9 protein-coding genes and 1 pseudogene are annotated in these 14,154 nt (G+C 77.9%); all 10 read right to left on the bottom strand.

Annotated features, from left to right (window positions below; translation table 11 throughout):
* Nucleotides 1-32: 32 nt before the first annotated feature.
* Nucleotides 33-256: pseudogene (locus ACGF5C_RS09360) on the bottom strand (DUF362 domain-containing protein); the annotation flags it as partial.
* Nucleotides 244-2,046: a precorrin-3B C(17)-methyltransferase gene (cobJ, locus tag ACGF5C_RS09355; RefSeq protein WP_393298767.1), complete on the bottom strand. Its 1,803-nt coding sequence runs from the start codon at nucleotides 2,044-2,046 to the stop codon at nucleotides 244-246. The gene cobJ and the pseudogene ACGF5C_RS09360, both read right to left, overlap by 13 nt.
* A complete protein-coding gene (cbiE, locus tag ACGF5C_RS09350) occupies nucleotides 2,043-3,275 on the bottom strand; it encodes a precorrin-6y C5,15-methyltransferase (decarboxylating) subunit CbiE (protein ID WP_393298764.1) in 1,233 nt (410 codons plus the stop codon). The genes cobJ and cbiE overlap by 4 nt, the downstream gene beginning before the upstream one ends.
* The gene (locus tag ACGF5C_RS09345; RefSeq protein WP_393298762.1) at nucleotides 3,272-4,417 is read right to left on the bottom strand and encodes a cobalt-precorrin-5B (C(1))-methyltransferase; all 1,146 of its coding nucleotides are present in this window, start codon (nucleotides 4,415-4,417) and stop codon (nucleotides 3,272-3,274) included. Before ACGF5C_RS09345 ends, cbiE begins: the two co-directional genes overlap by 4 nt.
* Complete coding sequence (cobM, locus tag ACGF5C_RS09340; RefSeq protein ID WP_393298759.1) at nucleotides 4,414-5,295, bottom strand: precorrin-4 C(11)-methyltransferase; 882 nt, start codon at nucleotides 5,293-5,295, stop codon at nucleotides 4,414-4,416. The genes ACGF5C_RS09345 and cobM overlap by 4 nt, the downstream gene beginning before the upstream one ends.
* Nucleotides 5,292-6,077, bottom strand: a complete 786-nt coding sequence (gene cobI / locus ACGF5C_RS09335; protein ID WP_393299149.1) for a precorrin-2 C(20)-methyltransferase — start codon at nucleotides 6,075-6,077, stop codon at nucleotides 5,292-5,294. The genes cobM and cobI overlap by 4 nt, the downstream gene beginning before the upstream one ends.
* A gap of 77 nt (nucleotides 6,078-6,154) precedes the next feature.
* Nucleotides 6,155-7,522, bottom strand: a complete 1,368-nt coding sequence (locus tag ACGF5C_RS09330) for a cobyrinate a,c-diamide synthase (RefSeq protein WP_393298756.1) — start codon at nucleotides 7,520-7,522, stop codon at nucleotides 6,155-6,157.
* The gene (cobO, locus tag ACGF5C_RS09325) at nucleotides 7,519-8,130 is read right to left on the bottom strand and encodes a cob(I)yrinic acid a,c-diamide adenosyltransferase (RefSeq protein ID WP_357460027.1); all 612 of its coding nucleotides are present in this window, start codon (nucleotides 8,128-8,130) and stop codon (nucleotides 7,519-7,521) included. Before cobO ends, ACGF5C_RS09330 begins: the two co-directional genes overlap by 4 nt.
* The gene (locus ACGF5C_RS09320; RefSeq protein ID WP_393298752.1) at nucleotides 8,130-10,421 is read right to left on the bottom strand and encodes a VWA domain-containing protein; all 2,292 of its coding nucleotides are present in this window, start codon (nucleotides 10,419-10,421) and stop codon (nucleotides 8,130-8,132) included. Before ACGF5C_RS09320 ends, cobO begins: the two co-directional genes overlap by 1 nt.
* A gap of 56 nt (nucleotides 10,422-10,477) precedes the next feature.
* Nucleotides 10,478-14,146, bottom strand: a complete 3,669-nt coding sequence (gene cobN / locus ACGF5C_RS09315; protein WP_393298749.1) for a cobaltochelatase subunit CobN — start codon at nucleotides 14,144-14,146, stop codon at nucleotides 10,478-10,480.
* Between the last annotated feature and the right edge of the window lie 8 nt (nucleotides 14,147-14,154).

Genomic DNA, 14,154 nt, shown 5'->3' with positions numbered 1-14,154 from the left:
ACCCGCTCGGCGCGGCTCCACCGGCCGGCCGGGGGTGCGGCGCTGACCGCGGTCGGACTCATCGGCTTCCTCCACGTTCGTCGGTGCCGGTGGCGCGGATGGCGTCCACCGGGCAGATCTCCAGGCACTCCAGGCAGCCGGTGCAGCGGTCCGCGCGGACGGCTAGGCCGCCGGGCACCGGTCGGATGGCGTGCGTCGGGCAGGTGAGCAGGCAGGCGCCGCAGCCCTGGCAGGCGCCGATGGTCACCGCCGCCACCGGTACCCCCGAGGGGTGACCATCCGGCCGGCGACCACCCGGGTCTGGCTGCTGCCCACCACCACGACGCTGTACATGTCGACCAGCGCCGGGTCGAGGTCGGCCAGGGTGGCCAGGTGCACCCGCTCGTCGGGTCGGCTGGCGTTGCGCACCACCCCGACCGGGGTGTCCGGCGGCCGGTGCGCGGCGAAGACCGCCAGCGCCGCGCCGAGCTGCCAGTCGCGGGCGCGGCTGCGCGGGTTGTAGAGCAGCGCCACGAAGTCGCCCTCGGCCGCGGCGGCGACCCGGCGCGCGATGACCTCCCACGGGGTGTGCAGGTCGGACAGGCTCAGGTAGGCGTGGTCGTGGCCGAGCGGCGCGCCGAGCAGGGCGCCGGCGGCGAGGGCGGCCGTCACCCCGGGCACCCCGACCACGTCGATCCGCTCGTCGGCGTACTCGAGGGCGGGGCTGGCCATCGCGTACACGCCGGCGTCGCCGGAGCCGACCAGCGCGACGGCGTGACCGGCCACGGCCTCGGCGACGGCGGCACGGGCCCGTTCCTCCTCGGCGCCCAGGCCGCTGGCGAGCACCCGGGTGCCGGGGCGGAGCAGGTCGCGGACCTGGTCGACGTACTGGTCGAGGCCGACGACCACGGCGGCGCGGCGCAGCTCGGCCACCGCGCGGGCGGTGCGCAGGTCGGGCGCGCCGGGCCCGAGGCCGACGATCGCCAGCCGGCCGCGCGGGGCGTGCCGGGCGACCGCCGCGGTGGCCATCGCCGTCGCGGTCTTCGGCACCAGCAGCGCGGCGTCGCCGCCGAGCAGCGCCGCCGCCTCGGCGACGCTGGGGGTGCCGACGGCGGCGCGGACCACCTCGCTGGGGTGCGGCACGTCGACCGCCGCCAGCTCCGCCGCCGGATGCGTCACCAGGGGTACGCCGAGCGCGTCGGCGGTCGCCCGGATGCCCGCCTCGTCGGCCTTGATGTCGGCGCTGGCCAGGTGCCGCAGGCTGGCCGGGCTGAGGCCGGCCTCGGCGAGCACCCGGTCCAGCAGGCCGCGCACCTCGGCGGCGGGCACGCCCCGGCTGGCCCCCACCCCGGCGACCAGCGACGGGGGCCGCAGCACGGCCGTCCGGTCGTCGAGCGGCACCACCCGGTCGGTGACCAGCAGCCGGTACCCGCCGCCGGCCGCCTCCCCGGGCCCGGCCGGGCCGACCGGCACACCGGACCCGGCCGGGCCGGCCGGCGGGGCCGGGTCGGCGGGCGCGACAGGCGTCGGGGCGGGGCGCACGTTGTCGGGCAGGGCGGGCAGCGGCCAGGCGGCGTCGGCGACGAGGGTGACCGGCTCGCCGTCGAGGATGGCGCGGCTGACGGCGGCGACGGCGCCCTCGACGGGCCAGCCGAGCGTGTCCAGCCCGGGCAGGCCGGCGGCGTCGGTGGCGGTGGTGACCACCGGCCGCGCGTCGAGCACCGCGCCGACCCGCCCGGCGAGGTCGTTGGCGCCCCCGGCGTGCCCGCCGAGCAGCGCGACCGCGTGCCGGGCCGCCTCGTCGACCACCACCACGGCCGGGTCGGTGTGCTTGTCTCCGAGCAGCGGCGCGAGGATGCGCACCACCGCCCCGGTGGCCAGGAACGCCACCACCGCGTCGCATTCGGCCCAGGCGGCGCGCAGCGCGTCCGCGACGGTGTCCGCCGTGACCAGGCGGGCGTGCGGCCAGGCGTCGGCGAGGGTGCGGGCGTGCCGCCGCCCGGCGGCGGTGGCGGCGACCAGGCCGATCCGGGTCGGCTGGTCCGTGGCGGTGGGCGGGTGGTTCACGGGCGCTCCCCGGTGAGGACGACCACCGGGTTGGTGGCCGCGAGTCGGATGGATCCGCCGGGCAGGTCGGCGAGGCGGGCGGCGGAGAGCTGGACGCCCTCCACGGTGTAGCCGCCGGCGCGCAGCAGCCCGACCGCCGGGGCGACCCGGTCGAGGGCGGCGAGGGTCACCACCACCCGGTCCGGCCGGCGGTGCGCCACGGCGGCGAGCACGTCGGTGCCGCCACCCCCGACGAAGACGGCGTCCGGTTGGGGCAGGCCGTGCAGCGCCCCGGGGGCGGCGCCGACCACCACCTTGACGTCGACGCCGTGCCGGGCGGCGTTGGCGCCGACCGGCGCCGCCGGGTCGCGGTCGACGGCGACCACGGCCGCGCCGAGCAGTGCGCACTCGATGCCGACCGAGCCGCTGCCCGCGCCGACGTCCCAGACCAGCCGGCCGAGACGGGGGCGCAGCCGGGCCACGGCGAGGGCGCGTACCTCCGACTTGGTGATCATCGAGTCGCGGTGCGCGTAGGCGGACTCGGGCAGCGCCCACCCGCCGGCCGGCGCGGCGGCCGGCTGGTTGTCCGACCGCATCCCGGCCGTGCCCGGCTCGCCGGCGAGGCTGAGCAGCACGTGCGGGTCGGCCCAGTCGCGGGCGGCGGCCTGCTCGGGGGTGGTCTCGGTGAGCCGTTCGGCGTCGGTGCCGAGGTGCTCGGCGACGACCAGCCGGCGGGCCCAGCCGACGAGGCCGGCGCCCAGCTCGGCGGCCCCGGCGCCGGGGGCGGTGAGCACCGCGACGGCGGGCAGCGCCCGGCAGGCGTTCAGCGCCGGTCGCGGGTCCCGGCCGTGGGCGGTGACCACGGCCGCGCCGTCCCAGGGCAGCCCGGCGCGGGCGAACGCGGCGGCCACGCTGGACACGGCCGGCAGCACCCGCAGCGGCAGCCGGGCCGCCCGCAGCCGCCGGACGACGCCGAACAGCCCGGGATCCCCGCTGGCCAGCACGACCGCGTCCGTTCCGGCGGCGACGGCGGCGGCCAGCCGGTCCAGCGCCGGCGCGAGCGGCCCGAGGGCGACGGTGTCGGCGCCGACCGGCAGGCGTACGGCGGCCAGGTGCCGGGCCGCGCCCACCACCAGCCGGGCCCCGGCGAGCGCGGGCGCGGCGGCGGGGTGCGGCGGGCCCCCTCCGGCGTCGATCCCCACCACGGTCACGGCCGGCCCGGTGCCCCCGGCGGGCGGGCTGCCGGTCATGCCGCCCACCGGCCCGACGAGGCGACGACCTGGTCGCCCGCGAAGTCCACCATCGCCACGTCGACGGTGACCGCGTTCCCGGCGAACCGGAGCAGCACCTGGCGTACCCGCCGGCAGAGCAGGTCACCGGCGGCGCCGAGCAACCCGGCGGCCTCCCACAGCTCGTACGCGTGCCGCCCGGTGTTCGCCGCGGCGACCGCCGCCACCAGGTCGGGGTCGCCGCCCGCCTCGGCGGTGACGTCGCCGAGCAGGGACAGGTCCACCTTGGACCGGGTGTAGTGGGTCATCAGGATGCCGGCGGCGAGCTTCGCCAGCTTGCCGGCCATCCCGACGAAGACCACCCCGGTCATCCGGTCGCCGACGGCGGCGGTGACCGCCGCGCCGGTGAAGTCGCCGACCTCGACGAAGCACACCTCGGGCAGCTCCGGCAGCAGCGCTCGGGCGGCCCGCTCGGTGCGCCCGCCGGTGCACAGCACCACCGTCCGCTCCCCCTGGGCGGCCATCACGTGCACCGCCTGCACCACGCTGGCCCGCCAGGAGGCGGTGGAGAACGGCCGGACGATGCCGGTGGTGCCGAGGATGGAGATGCCGCCGAGGATGCCGAGCCGCCGGTTGGTGGTCTTGCGGGCCATGATCTCGCCGCGCGGCACGCTGACCACCACGCGTACACCCACCTCGGCCAGGTCGACCACCTCGGCGACGGCCTGGCCGATCATCCGGCGCGGGGTCTCGTTGATCGCCGGCCCGCCGACGGGCAGCCCGAGTCCCGGCCTCGTGACCGTGCCGACGCCCGGCCCGCCGTCGAGCCGCAGCCCGGGCACGTCCCGCCAGCCGACGGTGACGGTCAGCTCGGCGCCGTGCGTGACGTCGGGGTCGTCGCCGGCGTCCTTGACCACCACGGCCTCCGCCGACGTGCCGGCGTGGACCTCGCAGCGGGCGACCGGGAAGCGGACCCGGCGGCCGGCCGGCAGCCCGATCTCCACCTCCCGCTGCGGCACGCCGGTGACCAGGGCGGTCACCGCCGCCTTCGCCGCCGCCGTCGCGCAGGCGCCGGTGGTCCAGCCCGTGCGCAGCGCGGTGGGCCGGACCTTCGCCGTACGCGGCAGGTCCGGCTCGCGCAGCGGCGGCTCGGCGTACGTCATCCGGCGTGCCCGTCCCCCGCCGTCCCGCCGGCGCGCCGGGCGCGGCGCAGGTCGGCGCGGGCCGCCGGCTCGGCCCGCCGGAACGTGTGGAAGTGCCCGGGGTGGTAGAGGTGCGAGCGGGTGCCGGCGGCGGCGAGCGCCGGGCCGACCAGGAAGAGGGTGTGCTTCCAGAGCTTGTGCTCCTTGACCGTGGCCTCCAGGTCGCCGAGGGCGCACCGCACCACCAGCTCGTCCGGCCAGGTCGCCTGGTACGCCACCACGACCGGGGTGTCGGGCGGGTAGCCGCCGGCCAACAGCTCGGCCTGCGCCTGCCCGGAGCGGGCGGCGGAGAGGAACAGCGCCATGGTGGTGCCGTGCCGGGCGAACTCGCGGACCCGCTCGCCCGGCGGCATCGGGGTCTTGCCGCCCTCCAGCCGGGTCAGGATCACCGACTGGGCGACCTCGGGGATGGTGAGTTCCCGGCCGACGATCGCCGCGACGGCGGTGAACGACGAGACGCCCGGGACGATCTCGACGGCCAGCCCGAGCGCCCGGCACAGGTCGAGCTGCTCCTGCACCGCGCCCCACAATGCCGGGTCGCCGGAGTGGATCCGCGCCACGGTCAGCCCCTCGGCGGCGGCCCGTTCGTAGAGCGGCAGCACCCCCTCGATCGGCAGCCGCGACGAGTCGACGATCTCCGCGTCGGGGCGGGCGTGGGCGAGCACGTCGGCGTGCACCAGGCTGGCCGCCCAGACCACCACGTCGGCCGCGCCGATCACCCGGGCGGCGCGCAGGGTCAGCAGGTCGGCCGCGCCGGGGCCGGCCCCGACGAACCACACCCTGCCCGTGCTGGTCGGCCCGCCGTCGTCGGCGCGGTCCGCGATCGGCGCGGTGGTCACAGTTTTCCTCCCCGACGGTCCCGGCGGGCCGGGACCAGCAGCGTCGACAGGTACGGCAGGTCGTCGGCGGCGTCGGCGACGGGGCCGATCCGCTCGTCGGGCAGCCCGAGGCCCCGGCCCAGCACGGCGTCGCCCAGGCGGCCCTGCCGGCGCAGCTCGGCGACCAGCTCGGCGTGCCGACGCCAGCCCTTGTAGGCCACGACGGTGCCGGGGCCGGCGAGCGCGTCGGCGAAGAGCGCCAGCCCGGCGGTGGCCGGCAGCAGGGTCAGCGGCTCCCGCCCCTCGCAGAGCGGGACGCCGCTGCGCGCCGCCAGGTCCTGCATGGCGGTGATCCCGGGGACCGTGCGCACCTCGACCGCCGGACGGCGGGCGCGGACGGTCTGCGCCAGGTAGCCGAAGGTGGAGTAGACGTTCGGGTCGCCGATGGTGGCGAAGGCGACGGCGCGGGCGCCGCCGTCGACCGCGTCCACCACGGCCCGCGCGGCCTCGTCCCACGCCCGTTCCCGGCGCGCGGTGACCCCGCCCCGGTCGTCCAGGGCGAACGGCAGCCGGCGCAGCCGGGCCGGAGCGACGTGCGCGGCCACGGTGGTCTCGGCCCGCCCGGGAGGCGCGTCGCCGTCCGCGGCGAGGCGGTCCAGCACCGGTACGAACACGACGTCGGCCTCGGTCAGCACCCGGACCGCCCGGAGGGTGAGCAGTTCCGGGTCGCCGGGACCGACCCCGACCCCGGTCAGCGTCGCGGTGCAGCCGTCCCCGGCCGGCGTCCCGCCGCGCGCGCTCACCGGCTCGCCGCCGCCGTGCCCGGTCACCCGCTCGCCGCTCTCGTGCGCGCTCACCGGCTTACCGCCCTCCTGCGCGGTCACCGGCTCGCCGCCTCGACCAGGCGGCGGGCGGCGTGCGGGTGCCCGGCCCAGTGGGTGTGCAGGTAGGAGGCGTGCACCCGGCCGGCGACGAAGCCGTGGTCGGCGCCGTCCCAGCGCCACGCCGGCCGGTCGCCGTGCCCCGGGTCGGTGGCGGTGCGGTGGAACTCGTGGCCGCGTACCGGGTCGCCGGGGCGGTGCAGCGGGGAGCCGGTGACGGCGACGGCGTCCCGGTAGCCGAGGGTGAGCCGGTCGGTCATCCGGGCGGTGAGGTCGAGCCGGCCGCACATGGGCACGCCGTCGAGGGACCGGCCGAGGTAGAGCAGCCCGGCGCACTCGGCGACGACCGGGCCGTCGAAGCCGGCCAGCTCGGCGCGGAGCGTGGTGTTGTCGGCGAGCTGCGGCGCGTACGCCTCGGGGAAGCCGCCGCCGACGACCACCGCGCGGGTGCCGGCGGGCAGGCCGGCGTCGCGCAGCGGGTCGAAGGGGACGACGGCGGCGCCGGCGGCGGCGAGCAGCTCGGCGGTCTCGGCGTAGGAGAAGGTGAAGGCCGGCCCGCCGGCGACCGCGACCACCGGGCGCTCGCCGCCGGCGGGGCCGCCGACGGCGGCAGCCGGGTCCCAGGCGGGCGCGGTCAGCGGCCCGGCGGTGCGGGCCAGGTCGAGCACCGCGTCGAGGTCCACGGTGGACGCCACGAGGTCGGCGAGGGCGGCCACGATGGCCAGCGACTCCGGCGCCCGCTCGGCGACGGGCACCAGCCCGAGGTGGCGCGCCGGGGCGGCGACCTCGGCGGCGCGGCTGACCGCCCCGAGCACCGGCACGCCCACCTCGGCGAGGGCGTCGCGCAGCAAGGACTCGTGCCGGGGGGAGCCGACCCGGTTGAGGATCACCCCGCCGATCCGCACGCCGGGGTCGAACGCGGCCATGCCCAGGGCGAGCGCGGCGGCGGAACGGCCCTGCGCGGTGGTGTCCAGCACCAGCAGCACCGGCGCGTCGACGAGCCGGGCGACGTGCGCGGTGGAGGCGTACCCGCGGCGGCCGACCGCGCCGTCGTGCAGCCCCATCACCCCCTCGACCACGGCGATGTCGGCGGGCGTCGGGGTGGCGGCGCCGTGCCGCAGCAGCGGCGCGATCCGCTCCTCGCCGACCAGCCACGGGTCGAGGTTGCGGCCGGGGCGACCGGCGGCGAGCGCGTGGTAGCCGGGGTCGATGTAGTCCGGGCCGACCTTGTGCGGGCTGACGGCCAGGCCACGGCGGCGCAGCGCGGCGAGCAGCCCGGTGGCGACGGTGGTCTTGCCGTGCCCGCTGGCGGGTGCGGCGACCACCACCCGGGGCAGCGCCCACGGCACGCCCGGCTCGACCGTCACCACTCGATGCCCTTCTGGCCCTTCTGGCCGGCGTCCATCGGGTGCTTGACCTTCGTCAGCTCGGCGACCAGGTCGGCGGCGTCGACCAGGCGCGGGTCGGCGTCGCGGCCGGTGACGACGACGTGTTGGAACCCGGGGCGGTTCGCGAGGGTGTCGACCACCTCGTCGACGTCCACCCAGCCCCACTTCATCGGGTAGGTGAACTCGTCGAGCACGTACAGGCCGTAGCGCTCGGCGGCCAGGTCGCGCTGGATCTGCCGCCAGCCCTCCAGTGCGTCGGCGGCGTGGTCGGCCTCGCCGCCACGCTGGATCCAGGACCAGCCCTCGCCCATCTTGTGCCAGGCCACCGGGGCGCCCTGCCCGGTGCGCTCGTGCACCTCGCCGAGGGCGCGGAAGGCGTTCTCCTCGCCCACCCGCCACTTGGCGCTCTTGACGAACTGGAACACCCCGATCGGCAGCCCGGCGGTCCAGGCGCGCAGCGCCAGCCCGAACGCGGCGGTCGACTTCCCCTTCATCTGTCCGGTGTGGACCAGCAGCAGCGGCCGGTTGCGCCGCTGCCGCGTGGTCAACCCGTCGGCGGGCACGTGGGACGGCTTTCCCTGCGGCATCAGGCAACACTCCTGTTCTGCGCCCCGGCGCTGGCGGTGGCGGCTAGATCGGTGAGCGGGGCGGTGGCGACCTCGTCGAGCCGGTGGTGGTCGGCGCCGAGTTGGGCGGCGAGGCGGCGGGCCAGGCCGAGGCGGACGGGGCCGCTCTCGCAGTCCACGACGACACAGGGGACGCCGGTGGCGGCGAGCACGGCCGCCGCGCGGGCCGACCGGTCGAGCGGGCGCTCCCCGGCGGTGGCTCGGCCGTCGGTGACGACCAGCACCAGGGGGCGGCGACGCGGATCGCGTAGCCGCTCCACCCGCAGCAGGTCGGCGGCGGCGAGCAGCCCCTCGGCCAGCGGCGTACGCCCGCCGGTGGGCAGCTCGGCCAGCCGAGTCGAGGCTGCGAGCACCGAGGAGGTAGCCGGCAGCAGGGTCTGCGCGGCGGCTCCCCGGAAGGCGACCACGGCGACCTTGTCCCGGCGCTGGTAGGCGTCGGTGAGCAGGGCGAGCACGGCGCCCTTGACGGCGGCCATCCGCGCCCGGGCGCCCATCGAGCCGCTGGCGTCGACCACGAAGAGCACCAGGTTCCCCTCGCGTCCCTCGCGGACGGCCTCGCGGACGTCGTCGGGGCGTAGCCGCAGCGGCCCGGCGACGCGACCGCGGGCGCCCTGGTGCGGGGCGGCGGCCCGCAGGGTCGCCGGCAGGTGCAGCGCCCCGGCCCGGCCGGCCGGCACCCGCGCCCCGGTGGTGCGGCCCCGCCCTGTGCGGGCGCGGGAGCGCCGGCCGGGCACCCCGTCGCCGATCCCGGGCGCGGTGAGCAGCCGCGCCTTGAGCCCCTGCCGGGGTACGGCCACCGCCTGCCCACCGGCGCCGGGCCGGACGTCCGCCGGGCCGGTCGGCCCGGGCCCGCCGCCGTCGTCCGGGCCTCCGTCGGCCGGACGGGCGCGGTCGTCGTACCGTCCCTGCGCCGGGTCGCCGCTGTCGGGCTCCGGGCCGTCGCCGCCGTCCCCACCGGCGGCGTCGCCGCGCCCGGGGCCCGGCTCGTCCGGGCCGGCGGGCCGGGTTCCGCCGGGCCCGCCGTCGTCCGGCGTGCCGCCGGGGCCGCCCTGCGGGCCGGGACCATCGGGGCCGCCGTGCGGCCCGGGACCGTCAGGGCCGCCGTGCGGGCCGGGACCGTCGGGCCCGCCGGACGGGCCGTCGCCGGGACCGCCGGGGCCACCCGGGTCGTCGGGATCGTCGTCGCCGGCCCGGTCCAGGGCCTCGTCGAGGCGCTTCTCGTCCAGTCCGGGCGTGTCGAACGGGTCCCGGCGGCGGCGGTGCGGCAGCGCCAGCCGGGCGGCGACCCGGACGTCCTCCACCGTGACCACGTCCCGGCCGTGCCAGGCGGCGTGCGCCAGCGCGGTACGGGCGGTGACGATGTCGGCGCGCATGCCGTCCACGTCGAACGCCGCGCACACCTCGGCGATCCGGCGCAGCGCGGCGTCGGGCAGCAGCACCCGCTCCAGCCGCTGCCGGGCGGCGGCGACCCGGCGGGCGACCTGCGCGTCGGCGTCGGCCCAGCGGGCGGCGAAGCCGGCCGGATCGGCGTCGGCGGCGAGCCGGCGGCGGACCACCTCGACGCGTACGGCCGGGTCGCGGCTGGCCCCGACCTCCACGGTCAGCCCGAACCGGTCCAGCAGCTGCGGGCGCAGCTCCCCCTCCTCCGGGTTCATCGTGCCGACCAGCAGGAACCGGGACGCGTGGCTGACCGAGACGCCCTCCCGCTCCACGTGGCAGCGGCCCATCGCCGCGGCGTCGAGGAGCAGGTCGACCAGGTGGTCGTGGAGCAGGTTGACCTCGTCGACGTAGAGCACGCCGCGGTGGGCGGCGGCGAGCAGGCCCGGCTCGAAGGCGCGGACGCCCTCGCCGAGCGCCTTCTCCAGGTCGAGCGAGCCGACCACCCGGTCCTCGGCCGCGCCGACCGGCAGCTCCACCAGCCGGGCGGGACGCCGCTCGGCCGCCGGCGCGTCGGGGTGCGGGCCGTCCGGGCAGGACGGGTCGGGGGCGGCGGGGTCGCAGGCGAAGCGGCAGCCGGCCACCCGGTCCACGGGCGGCAGCAGCGCGGCCAGGGCCCGCACGGCCGTCGACTTGGCGGTGCCCTTCTCGCCGCGGACGAGCACCCCGCCGATCGCCGGGGAAACCGCGTTGAGCAGCAGGGCGAGCCGCATGTCGTCCATGCCCAGCACCGCGCTGAACGGGTAGGTGGTCATTGTGTCCCCTTCCCTTCGCGACTGCGGGGCTCGCAGAACCGGCTCACTCCTCGCGCTCACCGTGTCCCCTTCCGTTCGCGACTGCGGGGCTCGCAGAACCGGCTCACTCCTCGCGCTCACTGCCGGTCCTCCAGGTCGCCCTCGCTGGCCAGGTACGTCTCGCGGAGCCGGTCCAGGGTGGTCGGCTCAGGCGCGGCCCACAGGCCCCGGTCGGCCGCCTCGAGGAGCCGCTCGGTGATGCCGCGCAGCGCCCACGGGTTCGACTGCTCCAGGAACTCCCGGGTGGTCTCGTCGAAGACGTACGCGGCGGCCAGGTGCTCGTACATCCAGTCGTCGACGACGCCGGCGGTGGCGTCGTAGCCGAACAGGTAGTCCACGGTGGCGGCCAGCTCGAACGCGCCCTTGTAGCCGTGCCGGCGCATCGCGGCGATCCACTTCGGGTTGACCACCCGGGCGCGGAACACCCGCCGGGTCTCCTCGCCGAGGGTGCGGGTACGCACGTCGTGCGGCATCGCCGAGTCCCCCACGTACGCGGTCGGGGCGGCGCCGGTCAGGTGACGGACCATCGCCACCATCCCGCCGTGGTACTGGAAGTAGTCGTCGGAGTCGACGATGTCGTGCTCGCGGGTGTCCTGGTTCTTCACCGCCACCGCGATCCGGGCGAAGGAGCGTTCCATGTCGGCGCGCGCCTCCCGCCCGTCCAGCCCCCGGCCGTAGGCGTAGCCGCCCCAGACGGCGTACACCTCGGCGAGGTCGGCGTCGCTGCGCCAGTTACGGGAGTCGATCAGCGGCAGCAGCCCGGCCCCGTACGCGCCCGGCTTGGAGCCGAAGACGCGGGCGGTGGCCCGCCGCTCGTCGCCGTGCTCGGCGAGGTCGGCGGCGACGTGCGCGCGGACGAAGTTCTGCTCGGCGGGCTCGTCCAGGGCGGCGACCAGCCGCACCGCGTCGTCGATGAGCGCGACCACGTGCGGGAAGGCGTCCCGGAAGAAGCCGGAGATCCGCACGGTGACGTCGACGCGGGGGCGACCCAGCTCCGCCGTCGGCACCACCTCGACGCCGGTGACCCGGCGGGAGCGGTCGTCCCAGGTGGGGCGGCAGCCGAGCAGCGCGAGCACCTCGGCGACGTCGTCGCCCTGGGTGCGCATGGCGCTGGTGCCCCAGACGGTCAGGCCGACGGAGCGCGGGTACTCCCCGGTGTCGGCGAGGTGCCGGGCGAGCAGCGAGTCGGCCAGGGCCACCCCGACGTCCCAGGCGTTGCGGCTGGGGATCGCCTTGGGGTCGACGGAGTAGAAGTTCCGGCCGGTGGGGAGCACGTTGACCAGACCCCGGGTGGGCGAGCCGGACGGGCCGGGCGGCACGAACCGGCCGTCGAGCGCGCCCACCACCCGGTCGATCTCGTCGGTCGTGCGGTCCAGCCGGGGCACCAGCTCGGTGGCGGCGAAGCGGAGCACGGCGGCGGCGTCCGGGACGGCCCGGCCGGTGACCTCCTCGACCACGGCGTCGACCTTGTCGGCGTCCCAGTCGAGGGTCTCCATGCCGAGGACCAGCCGGCGCGCGAGGGCCTCGATCAGGTCGACGGCGTCGGCGGCGGTGCCGGCCGGCCCGTCGACGGTGTCGGTCAACGCCTCGGGCAGCGCCAGCCGCTGGCCCGGCGCGGCGAGCAGCGCCTGCTCGTCGAGCCCGTACGCGGCGGCGAGGGCCTGGCGCAGGCCGGGCAGGGCGCGGGCACCGCCCCAGACCTGCGGGGCGCGCAGCACGGCGAGGACGAGGTTGACCCGGGGCTCGCCGGTGGGCGCGGCGGCGAGGATGTGCAGGCCGTCGCGGATCTGCACATCCTTGACCTCGCAGAGGTACCCGTCGAGGTGCAGCACGAAGTCGTCGAAGTCCTCGGCGGCCGGCATGTCCTCGGCGTGCAGGTCGTGGTGCAGCTCCGCGGCGCGCACCAGGGCCCAGATCTGCGCCTGCACCGTGGGCACCTTGGCGGGGTCGAGCGCCTGCACGGTGGCGTACTCGTCGAGGAGTTGCTCCAGCTTCGCCAGGTCGCCGTACGTCTCGGCGCGGGCCATCGGCGGCACCAGGTGGTCGACGACGACGGCGTGCGCACGGCGCTTGGCCTGGGTGCCCTCGCCGGGGTCGTTGACGATGAACGGGTAGACCAGCGGCAGGTCACCGAGGACGGCGTCGGGGGCGCAGTCGGCGGCCAGCCCGAGGCCCTTGCCGGGCAGCCACTCCAGGGTGCCGTGCTTGCCCAGGTGCACCACCGCGTCCGCGCCGAAGCCGCCGTCGCTGGCGGGCGCGGCCAGCCAGCGGTACGCGGCCAGGTAGTGGTGGCTGGGCGGCAGGTCCGGGTCGTGGTAGATGGCGATCGGGTTCTCGCCGAAGCCGCGCGGCGGCTGGATCAGCAGCACCACGTTGCCGAAGCGCAGCCCGGCCAGCACGATGTCGCCGCCGTCGGTGTAGAGCCCGCCGGGCGGCTCCCCCCAGTGGGCGAGCATCCGCTCCCGCAGCTCCGCCGGCGCCTCGTCGAACCAGCGCCGGTACGTCGCCCCGGGCACCCGGGCCTCGGCGGCGGCGAGCTGTTCCGGGGTGAGCCACTCGACGTCGTGTCCCCCGGCGGCGATGAGGGCGTGGATGAGCGCGTCCCCGTCGTCGGGCACCGGGGCGTCGCCGAGGTGGTAGCCGGCCTCGGCGAGGGCGGCGAGCAGCCGGACCGCCGAGGCCGGGGTGTCCAGGCCGACGGCGTTGCCGACCCGGGAGTGCTTCGTCGGGTAGGAGCTGAGCACGACCGCGAGCCGCTTGTCGGCGTTGGGCACGTGCCGCAGCCGGGCGTGCCGCACGGCGATGCCGGCCACCCGGGCGGCCCGCTCCGGGTCGGCGACGTAGCTGGAGAGTCCGTCGGCGTCGATCCGCTTGAACGAGAATGGCACGGTGACGATCCGGCCGTCGAACTCGGGGATGGCCACCTGCATCGCGGCGTCCAGCGGGGACAGTCCGGCGTCGCTGCCGGCCCACTGCTCGCGGGTGCTGGTGAGGCAGAGCGCCTGGATCACCGGCACGTCGAGGGCGGCGAGCGCACCCACGTCCCAGGCGTCCTCGTCGCCCCCGCCGGAGGCGTCGGCGGCGACCGTGCCGCCGGCGGCGAGCACGGTGACCAGCAGGGCGTCGCAGCGGCCGAAGAGCCCGAGCGGTCCCGCGCCGGCGGTGAGGCCGCGCAACGAACCGCAGAAGATCGGCAGCGGGTTGCCGCCGGCCGCGTCGACGGCGTCGGCGAGGGCGTCGACGAAGCCGGTGTTGCCGGCGAGGGCGTGCGCCCGGTAGAAGACGATCCCGACGGTCGGCCGGTCGGGCCGCACGGGACGGTCGCCGTGGACGCCGTACGTCGGGGTGGGCGCGGGCGGGGCGAACCCCTCGCCGGTGAGCAGCACCGTGTCGGAGAGGAACCGGGCGAGCTGGGCGAGGTTCCCGGGGCCGCCCTCGACCAGGTAGGCCAGCGCCTGGGTGGCCACTCCGGCGGGGACGGTGGAGGCCGCCATCAGCTCCGCGTCCGGCAGGGCCTCGCCGCTGAGCACGACCGTGGGCACGCCGGAGGCCAGCACCGTGGCGAGCCCGTCCGGCCACGCCTGCCGGCCGCCGAGCAGGCGTACGACCGCGAGGCCCACGCCGTCGAGCAGCGCGGGCACGGCGTCGGCGGCGACCCGGGCGGGGTTGGCGAGGCGGTAGTCGGCGCCGCTGGCGCGGGCGGCGAGCAGGTCGGTGTCGGCGGTGGACAGCAGCAGGATGCGCACGGACGGCT

This window comes from Micromonospora sp. NPDC047620 (assembly GCF_043205005.1).
Classification (GTDB): domain Bacteria; phylum Actinomycetota; class Actinomycetes; order Mycobacteriales; family Micromonosporaceae; genus Micromonospora.
The sequence above is the reverse complement of the archived record's forward strand: the minus strand, read 5'-3'. Positions and strand labels throughout refer to the sequence as shown.

Excerpts from the sequence above, each read along its gene's own strand:
- cbiE (WP_393298764.1), bottom strand. The coding sequence starts at position 3,275 with ATGACCGGCAGCCCGCCCGCCGGGGGCACCGGGCCGGCCGTGACCGTG.
- ACGF5C_RS09345 (WP_393298762.1), bottom strand. The coding sequence starts at position 4,417 with ATGACGTACGCCGAGCCGCCGCTGCGCGAGCCGGACCTGCCGCGTACG.
- cobO (WP_357460027.1), bottom strand. The coding sequence starts at position 8,130 with ATGCCGCAGGGAAAGCCGTCCCACGTGCCCGCCGACGGGTTGACCACG.